Origin of the sequence: Saccharopolyspora kobensis, from assembly GCF_900108315.1 — a bacterium.
GTDB classification, from domain to species: Bacteria; Actinomycetota; Actinomycetes; order Mycobacteriales; family Pseudonocardiaceae; genus Saccharopolyspora; species Saccharopolyspora kobensis.
The window spans coordinates 775,462-794,197 of sequence record NZ_FNVB01000003.1; the positions used below are offsets into that span (position 1 = coordinate 775,462).

General features: G+C 71.4%; 16 protein-coding genes. 3 read left to right on the forward strand and 13 right to left on the reverse strand.

The features are described from left to right. The 6 genes from C4T78_RS12055 to C4T78_RS12080 form a co-directional block, all read right to left on the reverse strand. Positions 1–906 carry a SagB/ThcOx family dehydrogenase gene (locus tag C4T78_RS12055; RefSeq protein ID WP_177247762.1) on the reverse strand — a complete coding sequence of 302 codons (906 nt, stop codon included), beginning with the start codon at positions 904–906 and terminating at the stop codon, positions 1–3. Between the two features lie 405 nt (positions 907–1,311). Continuing rightward, entirely contained in the window at positions 1,312–2,088 is a 777-nt protein-coding gene (locus C4T78_RS12060; RefSeq protein WP_235863795.1) for an ABC transporter permease, read from the reverse strand. Then, positions 2,085–3,236 carry an ABC transporter substrate-binding protein gene (locus C4T78_RS12065; RefSeq protein WP_093357242.1) on the reverse strand — a complete coding sequence of 384 codons (1,152 nt, stop codon included), beginning with the start codon at positions 3,234–3,236 and terminating at the stop codon, positions 2,085–2,087. The genes C4T78_RS12060 and C4T78_RS12065 overlap by 4 nt, the downstream gene beginning before the upstream one ends. Beyond that, positions 3,233–3,955 (reverse strand): ABC transporter ATP-binding protein, encoded by a 723-nt coding sequence (locus tag C4T78_RS12070; protein ID WP_093357244.1) that lies wholly within the window; start codon positions 3,953–3,955, stop codon positions 3,233–3,235. The genes C4T78_RS12065 and C4T78_RS12070 overlap by 4 nt, the downstream gene beginning before the upstream one ends. Next, a complete protein-coding gene (locus C4T78_RS12075) occupies positions 3,931–5,004 on the reverse strand; it encodes an acyl-CoA dehydrogenase family protein (protein ID WP_093357245.1) in 1,074 nt (357 codons plus the stop codon). Before C4T78_RS12075 ends, C4T78_RS12070 begins: the two co-directional genes overlap by 25 nt. Further along, entirely contained in the window at positions 5,004–5,543 is a 540-nt protein-coding gene (locus C4T78_RS12080; protein WP_093357247.1) for a DUF4242 domain-containing protein, read from the reverse strand. Before C4T78_RS12080 ends, C4T78_RS12075 begins: the two co-directional genes overlap by 1 nt. A 297-nt stretch (positions 5,544–5,840) precedes the next feature. Here C4T78_RS12080 and C4T78_RS12085 point away from each other — a divergent pair, with 297 nt between their 5' ends. The 3 genes from C4T78_RS12085 (at position 5,841) to C4T78_RS12095 (ending at position 10,101) form a co-directional block, all read left to right on the forward strand. Beyond that, positions 5,841–6,425, forward strand: coding sequence for a TetR/AcrR family transcriptional regulator (locus C4T78_RS12085; RefSeq protein ID WP_218161712.1), 585 nt, complete (start codon positions 5,841–5,843; stop codon positions 6,423–6,425). Positions 6,426–6,550: 125 nt separating this feature from the next. Further along, entirely contained in the window at positions 6,551–8,539 is a 1,989-nt protein-coding gene (locus C4T78_RS12090) for a hypothetical protein (RefSeq protein ID WP_093357250.1), read from the forward strand. Between the two features lie 23 nt (positions 8,540–8,562). Then, positions 8,563–10,101: a type 1 periplasmic-binding domain-containing protein gene (locus C4T78_RS12095; RefSeq protein ID WP_143186016.1), complete on the forward strand. Its 1,539-nt coding sequence runs from the start codon at positions 8,563–8,565 to the stop codon at positions 10,099–10,101. Between the two features lie 45 nt (positions 10,102–10,146). On the opposite strand, the gene C4T78_RS12100 is transcribed toward C4T78_RS12095, so the two are convergent. The 7 genes from C4T78_RS12100 to C4T78_RS12130 all read right to left on the reverse strand — a co-directional run bounded on the left by C4T78_RS12100 (position 10,147) and on the right by C4T78_RS12130 (position 18,608). After that, positions 10,147–11,412: an MFS transporter gene (locus C4T78_RS12100; RefSeq protein WP_093357253.1), complete on the reverse strand. Its 1,266-nt coding sequence runs from the start codon at positions 11,410–11,412 to the stop codon at positions 10,147–10,149. Between the two features lie 155 nt (positions 11,413–11,567). Beyond that, entirely contained in the window at positions 11,568–12,833 is a 1,266-nt protein-coding gene (locus tag C4T78_RS12105; protein WP_235863796.1) for an acyltransferase family protein, read from the reverse strand. Positions 12,834–12,997: 164 nt separating this feature from the next. Then, complete coding sequence (locus tag C4T78_RS12110; protein WP_235863797.1) at positions 12,998–13,969, reverse strand: BtrH N-terminal domain-containing protein; 972 nt, start codon at positions 13,967–13,969, stop codon at positions 12,998–13,000. Between the two features lie 25 nt (positions 13,970–13,994). Beyond that, positions 13,995–14,669 (reverse strand): response regulator, encoded by a 675-nt coding sequence (locus C4T78_RS12115; protein WP_093357255.1) that lies wholly within the window; start codon positions 14,667–14,669, stop codon positions 13,995–13,997. Then, a complete protein-coding gene (locus C4T78_RS12120; protein ID WP_093357256.1) occupies positions 14,666–15,901 on the reverse strand; it encodes a sensor histidine kinase in 1,236 nt (411 codons plus the stop codon). The genes C4T78_RS12115 and C4T78_RS12120 overlap by 4 nt, the downstream gene beginning before the upstream one ends. 81 nt (positions 15,902–15,982) lie before the next feature. Next, positions 15,983–17,395: a pyridoxal phosphate-dependent decarboxylase family protein gene (locus tag C4T78_RS12125; RefSeq protein ID WP_093357258.1), complete on the reverse strand. Its 1,413-nt coding sequence runs from the start codon at positions 17,393–17,395 to the stop codon at positions 15,983–15,985. 52 nt (positions 17,396–17,447) lie between these two features. Then, entirely contained in the window at positions 17,448–18,608 is a 1,161-nt protein-coding gene (locus tag C4T78_RS12130) for a Shedu immune nuclease family protein (protein ID WP_218161713.1), read from the reverse strand. Positions 18,609–18,736: the final 128 nt, after the last annotated feature.

Consider the following 18,736-nt stretch of genomic DNA (forward strand, 5'->3'; position numbering starts at 1 on the left):
TCACGCTTCGCCGGGGCGGCCGATGAGCACCGTGTGCAGGAGGGTTCGGTAGAGGCCGTCCAGCCCGAGCGCCCGGTTCGCCGGTTCGTCGTAGAAACCGGCCCAGTCCGTGCTGGCCAGCCCGAGGGAGTTCGCCGCGAGGTGGAGGTGCTCGGACATCGCGCCGGTCTCGTGCAGCACGAAGCGCAGCCCCCGTGCGCCGTACTTGCGCATGGACCGCCACGGCCGCCCCACCAGGAGCGCGACGCAAGCGGCGTCACGCGCGGGCGGGTTCTCGCCGAACTCCCCCAAACCTTCCGAGAGCAACGCCTGAACGGCGGTCGTGTCGCCGTAGTGGTCGAACGCCTCGGCCCTGGGTGCGAAGCGGTAGGCACCGCGCTCCAGCCCGGTCACCCGGATCGCGACGATGTGCAGCTCCACCGGGAAAAGCCCACCGGCGCTGGGCACCGCGCGCCCCGGAACGCGCCGGGTGCTGTCGGCCGGATGCGTGCAGCCGCCCGCCGCGCGCACCAACGTGGCGACCTCCGCGCGGTCGACGGGTTCCCCGCTGAACGACCGGGCGCTGGTGCGGCGCTGGATGAGCTCGTCCAAGCTGCCGTCCAGCGGCAACGACGCGGGCAGGTCGACCCGCTCCGCGTCCGGCACCGATTCCGCGTCCGTCCGGGCGATCAGGGACGTGAACTTCTCGTCGAGGTAATCGGCGACCGAATTGGCGGTTTCCCGGTCGTGCCGGTGCGACCGGGAGGCGAGCAGGAATTCTTCGGCCGGCCGGGCCTGTTCGCCGAACCCGAGGTGGGAGTGCCGAATTTGATGGGGCCGATAAGCCGTCGAATTGAACCACGGCGTTGCCGCGGAGAAGGAATTGGCGTGCAGCGCCAGCGGGACAAGTTCGTTCTCGACCGCCACGACCACCCCGTTCAGCCGGACTGGGAAGCCACCGTCGCGCCCCGGGCGGGAGAAGGCTCGCACCCGGGGCGTTCCAGCGACTTCGCTACTTCTTCGCCCGTGCCGGACGGGCAGCGGCGGAAGAGCTGGAGGCACATCCCGCGGCCGCCATCGCCGGCGACCTGTCCTGGCCACTGCGCGCCGCGCTGCGGTTCTCCCTCGTGGACGAGACCTGGAGCTTCATTCGAACCACCCTCGCATTCTCGGCAACGGCCGGTTGCTCGGCCGCCGCGATACTAGCCACGGAATTCCGCGCCGAGACCCACGAGCAAGATCAACAACCCGACAGAATGAAAAACCTCCCTCGGGTAGTGACACTCTTGCGGGATCGGATCACCGCGCGGTTCGGTCGCGGAATTCCTCGGCTCAGGCGGAGTTCTGCTGCCGCCGGTGGGTGAGCGCGCGGCGGGCGAGGCCGTCAAGGAGGTAGCCGAGCACGCCGATGACCAGGATGACGGCCATCATCTGGTCGTAGGCGAGCTGGTCGCGGGCGTTGAGGATCTGGTAGCCGAGCCCGGAATCCACGCCGAGCATCTCCGCCGGGACGAGCACCACCCACGCGATGCCGAGCGCGACCCGCACACCGGTGAGGACGTGGCCCCGGGTCGCGGGCAGCACGACGCTGGTCAGCACTTCGGTCCTCGTCGCGCCGAGCGAGCGGGCCACGAGCCGGTGCCCCGGGTCGACGGCGTGCACGCCCGCGGCGGTGTTGAGCACGATCGGCCACAGCGCCGCGGCCGCCACCAGGAAGACCACCGGTCGGTGCCCGATGCCGAACAGCGCGACGGCCACCGGTGCCCACGACAGCGGCGAAACCATGCGCAGGAACTGGAAGACCGGGCGCGTGGCGCGCTCCAGCGCGGCCAGCGAACCGACGGCGAAGCCGAGCGGCACGCCGATCACGGCGGCGATGAGCAGCCCGGCGAGCAGCCGCCACAGGCTCGCCGCGATGTCGCCGAACAGCACGCCGCGCCGGGCCAGGTCGGCGATCGCGGGAATGGCGTGCTGCGGCGCGAAGGAGTTCAGCAGCCGGTCCGCACCGGCCAGCACGGTGGTGAGGAACCACCACATCAGGACGGCGACGGCGATCGCGGCCGTCGGCGCGATCCAGCGGGTGCGGGAGCGCGGCGGTGAGATGGTCACGCCGGGTTCACCTCTTCGGTGCGGTGGAGGTCGTGGGGCAGCCCGAACGCGGCGGGGCCGCCGAGCCGGTCGAGCGATCTGCGCACGAAGCGGTCGTCGACGAGCTGGCCGTGGGCGAGATCCGGATCGATCCGCCGCAGGAACGCGGTGTCGCCGTCGACCACGGTGCCGTGCATCGCCCGGATCAGGCCGGCGGTGTAGCTGGCGAACGGGAAGGGCTGGAACCCGATCCGCTGCCCGGACCACTCCGGGTGGTGCAGGCCCGATCCGTCGTAGGTCAGCGCCCTGGTGATCGCGGGCAGCGGCTGCGGCAGGTAGCGGTCGCCGGAGAGCGCGCGCGCCGCGCGCCCGCGGTCGTGCTCGATGCTGCGCTGGGCCAGGGCGACCGAGTCGACCAGCGCCTGCACCCGCAGCGGGTCGCCGTCCAGGAGGTCCTGGTGGGCGAGCACGACGCAGCACGCGTGATCGCGCCACACGTCGCCGATGAAGCGGTGGATGCGCCCGATCTTCTTGATCTCCGCGACGGCGTTGAACGGGTCGGCGACGACGTAGCCGCCGATGGATCCGCTGTCCAGCGCGGGCACCATGTCGGCCGGGCTCATCACCACCAGCTCCGCGGTTCCCGCCGCGGCGGACGGTTCTTCGCGCACCACCGGCCGCAATCCGGCGCGCCGGAGCACGTCCTGCAGGACGATGTTGTGGATCGACCACCAGTAGGGGATCGCGATCCGCCGCCCCGCGAGCTCGTCGAGCGAGCGGATGTCGCGCCGCACGGTAAGCGAGGAGCCGTTGGTGTGGTTCCAGGCCAGGATCCGGACCTGCTCGCCCAGCGAGTACCGGAGCTGCACGGCGAAGGGCATCAGCAGGTGCACGACGTCGACCTGCCTGCTCAGGAACGCCTCGGCCAGCGACGCCCAGCTGCGGAACAGCACCGGGCGCTCGACACCGGCGCCCGTCGCCTCGAAGATCCCGCTGCCGTGCGCCACCAGCAGCGGCGCGGCATCGGTGATCGGCAGGTACCCGACGCGGAGCCGATCGCTCGGGGCCACCGCGCGGCGGGTCGCGTGCGCGGCCAGATCGGCGATGCCCGCCAGACCGCCGAGCGCGCCGAGCGCAACACCGCCGCGCAGCAGCGTGCGGCGGTTCACGACACGCCCGCCTTCGGGCTGGTTCCGTAGTGCGCCAGCAGTTCCCGGCGGAGCGCGCCGCTGTCGGCGCTGTTCTCCCACACGCGGCCGATCGCACCCGATCCGTCGAGCAGCGCGATGCGATCGCCGACCAGCAGTGCCTCGTCCACGTCGTGCGTGACGAGCACCGTGGTCAGCTCCAGTTCTCCGGTGGTGCTGCGCAGCCACCTCTGCAGATCGCCCCTGGTTCCCGGGTCGAGCGCGCTGAACGGCTCGTCGAGCAGCAGCAGCCGCGGGCGGATCGCGGCGGCGCGGGCGATCGCGACGCGTTGCGCTTGGCCGCCGGAGAGCTGGTCGGGATAGGAGTCGGCGAGATCGGCCAGCCCGAACCGGGCCAGCAGCCGATCGGCCCGGTCGGTCTCGAAACGTGCTCTGTTGGCTCGGTAGCCGCCGCCCAGGCGCACGTTGTCCCGGACGGTCAGCCACGGCATCAGCAGCGGTTGCTGGAACACCACGCCGGTGGGCGGCCGGCCACCGGCGTCGTCACCCCACTCGACGGTTCCCGCGTCGAGCGGCTCCAGGCCCGCGAGCGCCCGCAGCAACGTCGACTTGCCGCCGCCGCTGGGCCCCACGACCACGAGGAACTCGCCTTCGGCCACCTCCAGGTCGAGGTCGTGGAAGAGCCTGCGCGGCCCGTAGGTCTTGCCCGCACCGGTCACGCGGACCGCGAGAGTTCCCACCTCAACTGCCCTTCGGTCGGAGCCTGCACGGGGAGGAACGCAGCCTCGCGCAGCCGTCGGCTGGTCGCGCTGCCCGCGACGTAACCGGCGCCGCCGCTGATCGCGGCCTCCAGCCGGGTGGCGTCCCCGGCGACCCGCGCCGCGTCGAGTCGCAGCTGCAGCAGCGCGCGGTCGCTGGCCCGCTGCGGGTCGCGGGCGTGCTCGAAGAGCCGCCGCCGCACGGACTCGTGCCTGCCGTCCACGTCGGCGAGATCCGGGCCGAACTCCGCGTTGAGCCCGGTGAGCCGCTTCCTCGACTGCTCCCGGGACACTCCGGCCAGCCCGCTGCAGAAGGCGCTCTGCACCAGCAGGAACGTCGGCCGGAAGGAGCGGACGAAGCCGGTCAGGTCCTCGCTGAGCACCGCGTCGGCGGCGATCTCCACGCCGTCGAGGCTGATCGAGGAGGACGCGGTGGAGCCCAGCGCCAGCAGCTCCGGCGCGCTGTGCACCGTCACGCCCGGATCGCCGGTCCGCAGCTGCACGACCACACCGCTGCCGTCGCCGAACCGGGCCGGGACGACCACGAGCGCCTCCTCGAAGAGGTTCGAGGCCCACCTGATCGGTCCGTCCAGCCGGACGCCGCCCGCGGTGCGCGTGGCGATCACCGGCACCGGTTCGAGCCCGGCCACGTGCCGCATCGCCGGTGCCATCGCCGTCGCGCCGATGACCGTTCCTCCTGCCAGCGCGGGAAGTTCCCGAGCCGCCGCCGGTCGATCGCTGCTGCGGCTGAGGTATTCGATCACCATGCGCTGCGCCCACAGGGCGAACCCGGAGCTCAGGCAACCGGCCGCGACGTCCTCCACGACCAGCAGCATGGTGGCCAGCCGGTCGTCGGCGTTGTCGGGCGCGCCCAGGTCGAGCAGCCCGAGTTCACCGAGCAACCGCAGGCCCGGCCGGATGTCGCAGTCGCCGCGGTCCACTTCGGACGCCTTCCGGGCGAAGAACTCCAGGACCTCCTGCCGACCGGGGTAGTCGAGCGAGGTGTCCGGTGTGGACGGAACGGTGCTCATCACTCGCTCCGCTCCAGCGCGTGCAGCCGGTCGATCGGGGTGTTGACGACTTCGCGCGCCTTGCGGACCACGCCCTCGTCCGGCGCGTCGTACAGGCACAGGCACTTGACCATGTCCTCGCGGACGTAGGTCCGCAGGAAGCTGACCTCGGGAACCTCGGCGTACTTCGGCGCGTTGGCCTTCTTCCGGCCCAGGTAGGTGTCCATGTCCAGGTCGGCCGGGAAGTCCCACTCGACCAGGTAGCCGGCCTTCGGCCGGGCGGCCTTGATCTCGGCCAGCTCCGCGCCGACCAGCCGGACCTGGTCCGGCCCCGCCACCTCGGCCGCCCCGGTCAGCCGCTCGGCGGTGAGGACGGTGGCCAGGTCCGCGGCGTCCGCCGCCTCGACGACGACGAAGAGCTGGTCGTGCGAGCCGGTGACCTGCGATTCGATGATCTCGCCACCGACCGAGGAGGCGACTTCGCCGATCTCGTGCAGCAGCGCCTCGATCCCGTCGCGGCCGGCGTCGGCGGGCACGATCTCGTACAGGAACAGCGACATGGTTCTTCCCTCCGGAAGGGGGTGCGGGCGAACACCGCACGACGGCGTGCGGTGCGTGAGCGGCGAAGGCCGCGAGGACGCGCCGGTCGACGACCGGGACGCGGAGATTCAGCCGATCCGGCTGGTGAAGTGGTGAGAAGGGGCGCGAGCGCTCAGCCGCGGACAGGCGTACACGCGGCGCTGGTGACCCGCAGCAGGTCCACCTGAAGGCGCTCGACGAGTTCCACGTTCCGCATGCGCCCAAGCCTAGGCATAGACCGATCGTTCTGTCTACGTCCTGGGGCATAGGATGTGGCCGTGGCCTCATCAACACGAGCCGCGGCCGCACCGTCGGAGCGACTGCTGGCAGCGGCGGCGAAGCTGTTCCCGAAGGAGGGCATCCGCGCGGTCGGCGTCGACCGGGTCCTGGCGGAGGCCCAGGTGGCCCGGGCGAGCCTGTACCAGGCGTTCGGCTCCAAGGACGCCCTGATCGCGGCCTACGTGGACCGGCAGGACGAGCACGACCGCGCCAACTACGCCAAAGCCGTCGCCGGGCTCGACGATCCGGCCGACCGGCTGCTGGCCCTGTTCGACCTCGCGCGCACGACCGCGAACAGGTCGCGCTTCCGCGGCTGCCTCTACCTCAACGCCGCCACCGAGTTCCCCGACCAGAAGCACCCCGTCGTCGCGGCCGTGGCCCGGCACCGCGGCTGGCTGCGCGAACTGCTGGTGACGCTGCTGAGCGAAGCCGGGGCGCACGACCCCGAGCCGCTCGCGGACCGGATCCAGGTCATCTACGACGGAGCGGTCGCCGGCTCCAAGCTCAACCGCAGCGCCGACCCCATCGACACCGGCCGCGCCCTGGCCGCCGAGATCCTCGCCGAGCACACCGAGCGGTCGTGAGTGCTTCGGGGCGTCCTGGACCCCGAAGCGCTCACGACCGCTTTTCGCCTTCCGGACCACCGCGCGATCGATCGGAGTAACGTGGCTCACACCGGGGGAAGATCGCGATTGCGGGGGTGCCGGGGATGGTCGAGCCGGGGAGGCTGACCGACAGCGCGTCGTTGACCCGGCGCCTGCTGTGGAACCGCCAGGTCGGTGAGCCCGCGGGCCCGCAGCCGGTGGTCGTGCTGCTGGGCCCCACCGGGTCCGGCAAGACCGAGGCGCTGAACTCCATCTCGCGGGACTGCGGCAGCGGCGTCGTGCACAACCAGCCGCTGGACTTCGCCAAGGAGGCACCGACCACGGTCGAGGCACTGGCCAAGGTCGCCTTCGGGCTGTCCCGCCGCTGGCCGTCCCGCAAACCGCCGCGGTTCACCCGCTTCGCGCTGGGCCTGATCGCCGTGCAGGCGGTGCTGCCGAACGACCGCGAGCAGGCCAGGGCCAAGATCGACCGGGCGATCCGGGAGTTCTCCCGGAATCCGTCGGCGGAGCGGATCGCGCAGATCGTCCAGGAGCTCTCCGATGCGGCCGAGCCGCTGTTCGACCCGCTGCTGGCGGCGACCGTCAACCTGCTGCCCACGCTGATCCGGCACCTGGGGCGCAAACCGCTGTCCAACGCCAAGCGCTGGCACGCCGACATCCCCGAGGCCGAGGGCGCCGGCCCGCTGGACGCCCTGATCCAGCTCAGCACCCGGGCCAGGGCCGACTCCGCCGAGCGGACCAGCTGGCTCACCTCCGCGTTCCTGGCCGACGTGCGGGAGAGCCACCCCGTGCTGGCCAAGCCCGAGCCCAAGAGCCCGTGCGCCTGCCTGAACCCGGCCCGCCTGCCGCACCTGCACAACTGGGTCGTGCTGCTGGACAACGTCGACCACGGCAGCGGATTCCGCTTCCTGGAGGACATCACCGCCGCTCGCGAACGGCACCTGCGCCAGCACGAGGAGCACGATCCGCTGCTGGTCGTCGCCACCAGCGGGCGCTGGCACCCGGAGTGGGAGTCCGACTGGCACCCGCCGTGGAAGTCGGTCGACAGCCTGCCCGATGACGTCTCGGTGGTGCCGCGCTGCCCTAACACCGGTCACTGGCGCACCGATCCGGCGCAGCAGCGGCCGACCGCGCCCTACCTGCCGGTGCTGCTGGAACCGCTGAAGATCGAGGAGACGGCCCGGATCCTCGGCACCGGCGTCCGCTCCCCCGCCGCCAGGCTCGCGCAGCGCGCCAGCGGCGGACTGCCGCACGCCGTGCACACGATCAAGGCCCTGCTCGACGGCCGCGAGCTGGACCGGCAGCGGCGCGACGTGCTGTGGCCCGACGATCTCGCCGAAGCCCGCAGCTGCCAGGAACGCCTCGAAGAGCTGCGGCTCTCGCACCACCTGGTGGACGTCGGCATCGAGGAGTTCGTCACCGCCGCGGCGTGGGCCACCGCGCCGTGGCTGGTGCCCGCCGAGTCCGCGGGCCTGGTCTCGCAGCCGAAGATCGGGCGCATCCTCACCGAACTGCGCACCGCGCTGTGGGTGATCGCCCCGGAACGCCGCGGCGGCACCGAGGACCACACCGTCATGCACCCGTGGATCGCCCGGACGCTGCTGTCCGCGCTGGCCGCGCGCACCGGCGAACCGTCCTACGCGGCGCAGTTCCGGGCGATGCTCGACGACTCCAGCGTGCGGCGCGACCCGGAGCGGCACGCCTACTGCCTGCTGGCGCTGGGCGAGTTCTCCACCGTCGTGGACGTGCTGGAGGAGCGGTTCGACCGGATCCCGCACCAGGACTGGGTGGACCTGCTGACGCTGGTGACCGGCGCGCCGGACGACAAACCGCTGCACCTCGGTCACGACGCGCTCTACCAGGCCCTGGTCGACGAAGACCTGCGCGGTGGCACCGGGGACCGGTCGATGGTGCGCAACGTGCTGGCCCGGCTGGTCGCGGCGGCCTGGCTGCTGGCCAACCCGCTGGTCGGACCGGACGACGAGCGAAAGCGCCTGGTGGCGCAGTGCTTCCGCGAACTCGCGCCGCTGTCCCGGCGGTCCGACGTCGCCGCGCTCTACGAGGCCGCGCGCCAGACGGAACGGCTCTTCTAGCAACCGACGGATTGGACCTGGCGATGACTCGATCACTCCAGTCGACGCCCGCCCCGGTGCGCCCCTGGCCGTGGTGGCGGCGGCACAAGACGATCTCGGTGCTGCTGGTGCTGGCGGTGGTGGCCGGCGGGCTGACGTGGTGGCGGCCGTGGGAGCGCTGCGGCGCGGGCATGGCGGAGGCCGACGGCCAGTGCGTCGGGCTGAGCCTGGACCTGACACCGTTCTCCGACGACGAGACCACCATCGACCTGCAGCAGCGGATCGCCGCGCAGAACGCCCAGGTCACCGGGGACGACTTCATCACCGTCGTGGTGCTCAACAGCATGACGCCCGAACCCGGCTCCGACAGCGCCGCACTGCTCAACGTGCACCACGGCGTCATGGGTGCGATCGCCGCCCAGCAGCGGGTGAACACGACTCCTGCCGTGGGATCGCAGACCCCTCCGGTGAAGCTGCTGCTGGCCAACTACGGAGGTCGAGCGCGCCAGCAGGCCGAAGCCGTGGAGCAGATCATCGCGCACCGCGACGAGCACCGCATCGTCGCGGTCATCGGCCTCGGGCAGAGCCTGGCCGAGACGCGCGCCGCCGCCAGCGCGCTGTCGGCGGCCAAGATCGCCGTGGTCAGCGCGGTGGCCAGCGCGGACAACATGAACCGCGATCCGACCACCGAGCAGTTCATCGAGCGGTTCTACCGGATCACGCCGACCAACACCGACGCCGCGAACGCGGCCGTGTCCTACCTGCGCGGCCGCGACTACCGGAAGGTGATGCTGGTCCGCGACGACAGCAGCAGCGACATCTACACGCAGACCCTCGGGGACGCCTTCGAAGTGGCCTACCGGAACGGCTTCCCGGGCCGAGGGCTCAGCGAGGCGTTCTTCACCTCGCCGTCGGAACAGCTGGAGGGCGTCACCCGCGACACCTACCTCCAGCCGCAGTTCGGCCGGATCTACGCGCGGATGTGCCAGGAGAGCCCGGAGCTGGTCTACTTCGCCGGCCGCGGCGCCGATCTCAAGGCCTTCCTGCGCGCGGTCGGGCAGGGCGGCGCCTGCGACGGGCTGTCCAAGATCGACGTGCTGACCAGCGATGACGCCTCCAGCCTGCTCGGCGAGCCGCTGCCGGAGATGACGGGCACCGAGGCCGACGTCTACTACACCAGCGTGGCCACCGCCGGCATGTGGGACGGGCAGACCTCCGAGGTCACCAACCAGCACAACTACCGGGGCTTCGCCGAGGCCTTCGCCGCCACCGGCCTCCACGACGACCTGCGGGACGGCTACGCGATGGCGCACCACGACGCGCTGCTGCTCGCGGTGGGCGCTGCCCGCCAGGTCCCGAACGTCGGCGAGAACACCAGGCTGGTGGCCGACTGGATCGACAACCACTACGACTGCGCCCACCCGCTGCCCGGCGCCACCGGCAAGATCGCCTACGCCCCGGAGACCCACGGCAACCCGATCGACAAGGCCCTGCCGATCATGCTCCTGGAACCCGGCGGCCGGATCGAGCAGAAGGCCATCGCCTGGACCACCGGCACGCCCTTCGAAACCTCCTGCCGCTGAAACCACCGGCGGAATCGCCGCCCACGATCCCGGTCCGGCGGCTCGCTACGCGGTGGCCACCGGACGCGGGCACGCCCACAGCAATGCTCCGGCGACCGCCGCGGCCACCGCGAAGGCCAGGAAGTTCGCGCCGACGCCGAGACCGGCGGCCAGCAGTAGCCCGCCGACCTGCGGCGCGGCCACGGCGCCGATGCGTCCGACGCCCAGCGCCCAGCCCAGCGCGGTGCCCCGCAAGCGCGCCGGGTAGTGGTTCGCGACTCCCGCGATGATCAGGCACTGGGTACCGTGCGTGCCGACACCGGCCAGCACCAGCAATCCGTAGGTGATGGCGTTCGGCGGATGCGCGATCAGCCCGGCCAGCGCGAGCGCGGCGACCACGGCCGCCACCGCGCCGACGCGCACCGGACCGAACCGGTCGCCCGCCCACGCGGTCAGCAGCGATCCGGCCACCGCGCCCAGGTTCAGCGCCAGCAGGAAGGTCAGCGCGGAGCCGAGGTCGAAACCCGATTGCCGCATCAGCTGCGGCAACCAGGTGCCCAGCCCGAACCAGGCGAACAGGACCGTCAACGTCGACAGCGCGAACAGCGCGGTCGCCCGGAGGTGAGCCCGGGCGAACAATCCGCCGGTGGGCGGCTGCGCGGCGGAATCCTCCGCAACGACGCCGAATTCGCGCTCGACCGCTGCGGCGCGCTCGTGGTCTCCACGGGCCCGGTGGTGAGCGGCGGTTTCCGGGACCAGCCGCCGGCACAGCACCGCCACGAGCACACCGGCGGCGCCGACGCCGAACATGCTGCGCCAGCCCCAGTTCGGGATCAGCCAGATGCCCAGCACCGATGCGGCACTGCCGCCGATCGGCACGCCGGACATCATCAGCGTGGAGACCAGCGACCGGCGGTGCGGGGCGACGAACTCGGCGGCGAGCGCGCTGACCGAGGGCACCAGGCCGCCGAGACCGAGGCCGGCGAGCAAGCGGAGCACGCCGAAGGATCCGGGGTTCCACGCGAAGCCGCAGAGCACGGTGCATACCGAGAACCAGACCGTGCACAGCAGCACCGCGCGCCGTCGGCCGATCCGGTCGGACAGCGCTCCCGCGACCAGGGCGCCGACCAGCATGCCCGCGAACGCCAGGCTGCCCAGCAGACCGGCGGATCCGGCGGTGAGCGCCCAGCCTGGCTCGCGCAGCAGCTCCGGCAGCACCGCGCCGTAGACGATCAGGTCGTACCCGTCGAACACCACCGCGAGCCAGCAAAGACCGACCACGAGGGCGGCTTTCCGGCTCGGCTCGGTGGCGTGCTCGCGGATCTGCGACATGCGGCGAATGCTACTGCCCGCTGGTCGCCCGCAGCGGTGCCGAGTGGCCGCGATCGCGCGCGAAAACGCCCCCACGACCAGCCGTGGGCCGGGTCGTGGGGAGCGGGCGGAAAGGAGGCTCGGGGAAGCCGCGGGCCTCCCCGAGTCCACTGTGGTCAGGTGCTGGCCGGGGCGTGCTGCATGCGCAGGGCGACCAGGAGCAGGGCCGCGGCGATCGTGGCCGAGATGACGGTGAACCCGGTCACCAGCACCGCGACGACGGCCGCGATGGCGACCAGCACACCGGCCGGGGCGAGTCCCCGTGCGCGGCGCGGAGTTCCGGTGGAGCCGCGCTCGAACCTGCCGAGCTGCGCGGTGAGCGGGACGAGCACCATGGCGACACCGGCCAGCCACGAACCGCGGGTCAGCCACCACTCGAAGCCCAGCGGTTCGGGCCAGGGCAGTCCCAGCACCAGCAGCACGGCGGCGAACAGCACCAGGGCGGGCATGTGCCAGAGGTAGACGGTCAGCGAGTGCTTGCCGATCGCGTCGACCGCGGAGCGCACGACCGGCCGTTCCACGAAGACCGCCAGGCGCCCGGTGAACCGCGCCAGCAGGCACACCTGGACGACGCCGAGCAGCACCAGGTTAGCGGTCGGCGGGTTGAGGTTGGCCAGCATGTCCGCCGGGTAGAGGCCGCTGGTGGTGCTGGCCAGCAGCAGCGCGAAGGCACCGAGCGCACCGGTCAGCAGCTGGCCGTCCGAGCGGAACCGGAACCAGCCGTCGGCGTACCAGAAGCCGATCTGCTGGACGGCCAGCCACACGAACGCGAGGTTGCCGAAACCGATCGCCGGGATCCCGGTGGCCATCGCCAGCTGGTCGACGCCGAGCGCGCACGCGACGAGCACCGCCAGCGTCGCCCGGGGCGCGCGCTCGTGCAGTCGGCCCAGCAGCGGCACCAGCGCGGAGATTCCCAGGTAGACGCCGATGAACCACATCGGCTGCCCCATCCGGAACCCGACCTGCGCGAGCAGCTCCGCCGGAGCTCCGGCCGCGGTCGCCACCGCCAGCGCGGCCGCGATCGCGGCGAAGGCGACGAGCGCGGGGCGGGCGAGCCGGACCAGGCGGGCCCGGACGAAATCAGCGGGCGTCGCGCCGGAATCGCGCATTCGGCGCCACTGCGTGATGCCGGCGAATCCGCCGACGATGAAGAACAGCGGCATCACCTGGATGATCCAGGAAATCGGGGTGAACCACTGCTGGTTCTCCAGCGCGTTGCGGATCTGGATTCCCGATTCCCCGACCTCGATGCCCGCCATCACGGCGTGCAGGACGACCACCACGACCAGGCATCCGGCGCGGATCAGGTCGAGCACCCGGTCGCGGGACGGTGCTGGAACGGCTTTCGCCGCCGGTGCGAAAGGTGCGCGCAAAATGGTCACTGCCGCTTCTCCCCGTGAACGGGTCCGGACGAATTCCGGACCGGGAAGAGCGTATGAATTCGGCACCGGAATTCGCGTCGGTCCGGAGAGCGCATTCGCACCCCGTACCGCGGTACGGGGTGCGGTGAATCGCTCCCCCACCGGTACGGTCGCCCGCGCGGTTTCTAGAGCATGCTGAGTTCCCGCATGGCATCGCGTTCGATGCGCGAGAGCTCGTGGAGCAGCGCTCCGGCCTGGCTGAGCTTCTCCGGGTCGCCGGCCTCCCCTGCTGCCGCGACGAGTGCGGCCACCTGCGTCCAGAGCACGGCGGCCTCGGCGTACAGGGCGTGCCCGGTGCGGAGGTGGTCGCTGTCGATCACCTCGGCGCTCTCAGCGAGGAAGTCCCGGTAGAGGTTGCGGAACAGCGCGCCGCCGGTGCCCGCCTTCTCCATGAGAACGGCGGTGCGCGACAGGTCCTCGCCTGGGTCGTCGCTGCGCTGCAGCCACTTCGGCACTTGCTTGGCGGCCTTCTCGATGCCCCGGTGGCCCAGGTTCGCGATGGGCGGGTTCAGGAACGCCTCGGCGCAGGCCTTGATCGCGGGGACGATCTGCTCGCGCGGTGACGGCGCGGTGGGCGCTGCGATGGTGAAGGAGCGGTGCTTGGCGGTCATCGGGCCGCGTTCGGCCCTGGCCCGGGCCAAGCTGTCGAGACCGGTCCTGACGGCTCCGCCCTGGGCCTCGGTGTCCACCAGGTAGGCGTCTTGGTCGTCGTAGCCGTACATGGCCACCACGTGCCCGCCGAAGTGCACCTTCGTGGTGAAGTAGTCCAGGTGGTAGCTGTCGAGCTGGAGGCCGACCGGCCGCCCGGCGTCGATGGGTCCGGCCACGTTCTGCCAGGCCTTGCGCGCGGAGGTGGTCTCCGCGACCAGCAGCTCCAGCCCGAGCGCGGCGGTCAGGTTCCGGGTGAGCTCGAAGGGCTTCACCCGGCCGCCCAGGAAGGGAAATCCCATGCTCTTGCTGTCCCAGTAGAGGAAGGACAGCCCGGAACCGAGCCCGAACAGCATCGGCTCGGACAGGTCGATCCCGGCGTGCCGCAGCAGCACGCCCAGCGTCGTCGTCTCGCAGTGCTGCATGCCGCGAGCATCGATGCCTTCCACCGCGCTTCTCCTCCCGGACCGGAGATCAGGCGCCGTTGGCGGAGACCAGCCCGCACTCGTAGGCGACGATGACGGCCTGCACCCGGTCGCGGATCCCCAGCTTGCCGATGATGCGGCTGACGTGGCTCTTCACCGTCTGCTCGGCGATGAACAGCGCAACGGCGATCTCGCCGTTCGAAAGCCCTTGCGCGACGAGGGTGAGCACCTCGCGCTCCCGATCGGTGAGCGCCTCCAGCCGCGGCGCGGTGCTCTGGCGCGGCGGGGCGGAGCGGGCGAAGTGCTCGATCATCCGGCGCGTCACCGTCGGCGCCAGCAGCGCCTCACCGGCGGCGACCACGCGCACCGCCGAGACGAGATCGGCGGGCAGCGCGTCCTTGAGCAGGAAACCGCTGGCACCGGCACGGATCGCCTCGTACACGTAGTCGTCGATGTCGAAGGTCGTCAGCATCAGCACGCGGGGCACGTGCGCGACGGATTCCGGCGGGTTCATCAGCTGCCGCGTGGTGTCGATCCCGTTGAGCACCGGCATCCGCACGTCCATCACCACGACGTCGGGTTGCCGGGCGTGGGAGATCTCGATCGCGCGAGCACCGTTGTCGGCCTCCCCGACCACCTCCATGTCGGGCTGCGCGCCGAGCAGCGCGGCGAACCCGGCCCGCACCATCGCCTGGTCGTCGACGACGAGCACCTTGATGGTCATGAAACGTCCTGCTCCTGCGAATCGTTGCTGTGCAGCGGGAGAACCGCTCGTACTTCGTAACCGCCGTCGTCGAGGTGCCCGAACCGGAGCTCGCCGCGCACGATGGCGGCCCGCTCCTGCATGCCGACCAGGCCGTGCCCGCCGCCCTGCACCGGGTTGGCCGTCCGCTCCGGCGCACCGTTGCGCACGGTGATCGTCAGCTCGTCACCGGAGCGCTCGAAGCGCACTTCCGTGCGCGCGCCGGGCGCGTGCCTGGTGACGTTGCTCAGGGCTTCCTGCACGATCCGGAACGCCGCGATACCGGCGATCTCGCTGCCCGGCCGCTCCTCCAGCAGCTCCGTGCCGTGCGCGGTGATGTCCACGCCCGCCCGGCGGGAGCTGTCGATCAGCTCCGGGATGCGGTCCAGGCCGGGCTGCGGAACCAGCTCGTTGTCGGTCTGGGTGCTGCGCAGAACTCCCAGCACGCTGCGCATCTCGCCCAGCGCCTGCCGCGAGGCGGCCGCCATCTGGTCGAACTCCGCGCCGATCGCCGGATCGAGCCCCGGGTGCCGGTACTGCGCGGTGGTCGCCTGCACGTTGATCAGCGACATGCTGTGCGCGATCACGTCGTGCAGCTCGCGCGCGACCCGCGTCTTCTCCTCGGCGATCACCCGCTTGGCGTGCTCGTCGGCGCTGAGCCTGCGCTCCTGCACCAGTTGTGAGGAGATCCGCCGCCACTGCCGGACGAACAGCGCGAGCGCGAACGTGCCCGCGGTGACGGAACCGAAGATGAAGAGGTTGGCGATCACCGCACCCGTCGACACGTTGTGCGGCACGAGTGCGGCGGCGGCGAAGGCGGCCACCACACCACCGCCCCAGCACCACAGCCCGACCGGCCAGGTCGGCTGCGCGCCGAGCACACCGACCAGCAGCCCGTGCCCGATCAGCGTCGTCACGGCAACCGGCCACACGGCCGCATCGCCCACCGCGATCGCCAGCGCGAACACGGCGGCGCAGGAGATGCCGGCGGCCAACCGCGGGCGGAAGAGCGCGAGAACGATCGCCGCGGGCTGCACGGCGCCGAGCACGAAGGCCAGCGGGACCGGCATCCCGAAGACGACGGCGTCGAGCGGGATGGCCACCGCGGCCAACGCCAGCGCACAAGCACCGAGCGCCCCGGCAGCCCAGACGACGGGCTTCACCTGGAGCTTCGACTGCTCACCCGGATCACGCCGGCGCACGGATCTGGCCATCGGCAAGGCTCAACTCCACAGGTAGCAGAAGTCCTCGCCGAGACTACCCGCCACCGCCGACATGCCCGGCACCGAAGCCCTTCACCCGACCACCGCGCGGACGGCTGCCACCGCGCGGTCGACGTCCTGGTCGTCGGTCCGCCAGTTCACCACGGAGATCCGCATGGCGCGCACGCCGTTCCAGGTGGTGCCGCCGAACCAAGCTGCACCGCCTCGTTGCACCAGACCGATGACCCGGTCGGTGCGGGCATCGTGATCTCCGTCGGCCGCGGTGAAGCGCACCAGGCCCTGGTTGATCACCGGCCGGGCGAGCACTTCGACCCCCGGCAGCGAGCCGATCTCGGCCACGAGCCGGTGCGCGTGGTCGACGCAGCCGTCGATCACCGCCGCGATGCCCCGCCGCCCCAGGGACCGGATCGCGGCGTAGACCGGCACCGCCCGCGCACGCCTGGACCACTCCGGGTTCCAGTCCAGCTGGTCGCGAGCCGGTGCCGTCCCGTCCTCCGCGGCGGTGTCGTCGGCGTGCACCAGGTAGCTCGCGCGCGTCGACATCGCAGCGCGGTGCGCCGACGGGTGCCGGACGAAGACCAGGCCCGAGTCGAACGGCACGTTGAGCCACTTGTGCGCGTCGGTGGTCCACGAATCCGCACCGCCTGCCTCGGACAACAGGTGCCGGTGCCGGTCGCTGACCGCGGCCCACAACCCGAACGCACCGTCGACGTGCACCCACGCGCCCCTGGCAGCGGCCAGCGCACAAGCCTCCTCGAACGGGTCGAACGATCCGGTGTTGATCTCCCCGGCCTGCAGGCACACCATCACCGGCCCGTCCGCCGCCGCGAGTTCCCGCTCCAGCGCGGCGAGGTCGATCCGACCCTCGGCGTCGGCTCCCACCGCGTGCAGCTGATCGGTGCCCAGACCGAGCAGCCGCACGGCCCGGTCGATCGAGGCGTGCTGATGCCCCGAGGTCAGCACCCGCACAGCCGGGGATCCGGCCAGGCCCCGCCGTTCCACGTCCCACCCGCGATCGGCCAGCAACTTGTGGCGCGCGGCGGCCAACGCGGTCACGTGCGCCGACTGCGCACCCGTGGTGAACGCGAACGACGCCGCACCCGGCAGCCCCAGCAGCTCCTTCAGCCACTCCCCGGTCACTTCTTCGACCACCGCGACGGCGGGCCCGCAAGCGTGCATCGCGGCGTTCTGGTCCCACGTCGCCGTGAGCCAGTCCGCCGCGAGCGCGGCGGGCACACCACCACCGATCACCCAGCCGAAGAACCGCCCACCGGCACTGCCCAGCAGCCCGTCGGCCGTGTCGCGAACCAGCTCGTCGACGACCCGAACGTCGTCCATGCCCTCCTCGGGCAAGGAACGCCCCAGCGCCTCCCGCAACGCAGCCGTGCTCCCGCCCGGAGCCACCGGCCGCGAGCCGAGCCCCGCCAGGAATTCGGCGGCATGCGCGGCGGTCCGCTCCAGCAGCTCCCGCGAATCAACGTGCATGCCGCCAGTGTCAGCACCTCGCCGCTCACCCGCTGGCAGATTTCGGACGCGGTCACGTCCAGCCCAGCGCACGATCGGCGTTGTCGAGGAGGTCCTTGTAGGTCATGACCTCGATTCGGCTCAAGTGCGCGTTGAACAAGCGGAGGGCCTCGTTTACGTCCTCTTCCGCGGCATCCGTGTCGCCAGCCGGGTACCCGATGAGGACCAACCCGCTCGCGCGCCTGGTCTCGATGCCGAACTCCTCGTAGATGCGCTGACGGTGCTCGTCGAGCCCCACCAGGTAGTTGACCACCTGCGACACCGCATCGTGAACCTCGGCGGTGGGCACCCAGGCATTCCGGTGCCGCTTGACGATCGACGCTCCCCTCGACCGCTTGAGCTCCACGACGTGCAGACTCCCGTCCGCACGGATCAGCGGGATGTCGATCTCGTCACCGGGCACCAGACGGCGACGAGCGTCAGTCCCCACGAAACGACCGCCGAAGATCCACGGTTGTTCTTGGAGCTTCGTCTGCATCGCGTGTTCCGTGGCGTCCGGGTCCTCGGCGATCCTTCGGACCTCCGCGAGGCTCTCCGCCTGGCGTTTCAGCTCGGCGGCTCTGAGCAGAGCCAGGCCATCTTCATCGTCGGCGAGAACGGCGATCGCATCCGGCGAACTGACGATCCGGAGCGAGTCCCCAGCCGGGTCTTCGACCTCGATCCGGTACCGGAGCACGCGTTCCAGCCAGAGAGCCATCTCCGCACGTCCCCGGACGATCCGGTAGCGGCCGGGACGTTCCGCTGGGGCGTCGACGAACCGCCCGTCGTTGCTGAGATCGATGAGCTGCTGCAGCACCTCGTCGACTGTCGCGGTTTGCCGATTCTCCAGGATCTTCCGGTAATGCCACTCCAAGAAGTGGTACACCGCCGCGAACGTGTGCGCGACGTAGTCGCGGTTCAGCTCATTCCGCGGCCCGTCCTGGTGGATGCGGTAGTACTCCTCGAAGTCAGGTCTGAGCAGCGATCCGTCCAGGTAGTCGAGAGAATCCTGAACCTGCCGCACGACGTGCCACTCGGATTCCTCCGAAGCGCGCAGGCGAGCGATCTCCAGGAGTCGGACCAGCTCGCGACCGCCTCTCCGCTTCTGACTGCGACCGCTGTGCAGGTAGCGGATCGCGTCCGCGATCGCGGCCTTGACATCGGGATCGACTGCACGCTCCTCGACCTTCTCCAACTGCAGTTCCAACGACCAGTCGGCAGGTCTGGTCATCGAATGCTCCTTCGCAGCGGGGATCTCCCGCCAGGATGCCCTCGGAAGCACTCGGCATCAGCCGGAATCCGCGGTTCCGCACGAGCACCTGG

Excerpts from the sequence above, each read along its gene's own strand:
- C4T78_RS12075 (WP_093357245.1), bottom strand. The coding sequence starts at position 5,004 with ATGAGCACCGTTCCGTCCACACCGGACACCTCGCTCGACTACCCCGGT.
- C4T78_RS12080 (WP_093357247.1), bottom strand. The coding sequence starts at position 5,543 with ATGTCGCTGTTCCTGTACGAGATCGTGCCCGCCGACGCCGGCCGCGAC.
- C4T78_RS12090 (WP_093357250.1), top strand. The coding sequence starts at position 6,551 with ATGGTCGAGCCGGGGAGGCTGACCGACAGCGCGTCGTTGACCCGGCGC.
- C4T78_RS12095 (WP_143186016.1), top strand. The coding sequence starts at position 8,563 with ATGACTCGATCACTCCAGTCGACGCCCGCCCCGGTGCGCCCCTGGCCG.
- C4T78_RS12100 (WP_093357253.1), bottom strand. The coding sequence starts at position 11,412 with ATGTCGCAGATCCGCGAGCACGCCACCGAGCCGAGCCGGAAAGCCGCC.
- C4T78_RS12115 (WP_093357255.1), bottom strand. The coding sequence starts at position 14,669 with ATGACCATCAAGGTGCTCGTCGTCGACGACCAGGCGATGGTGCGGGCC.
- C4T78_RS12120 (WP_093357256.1), bottom strand. The coding sequence starts at position 15,901 with ATGGCCAGATCCGTGCGCCGGCGTGATCCGGGTGAGCAGTCGAAGCTC.
- C4T78_RS12125 (WP_093357258.1), bottom strand. The coding sequence starts at position 17,395 with ATGCACGTTGATTCGCGGGAGCTGCTGGAGCGGACCGCCGCGCATGCC.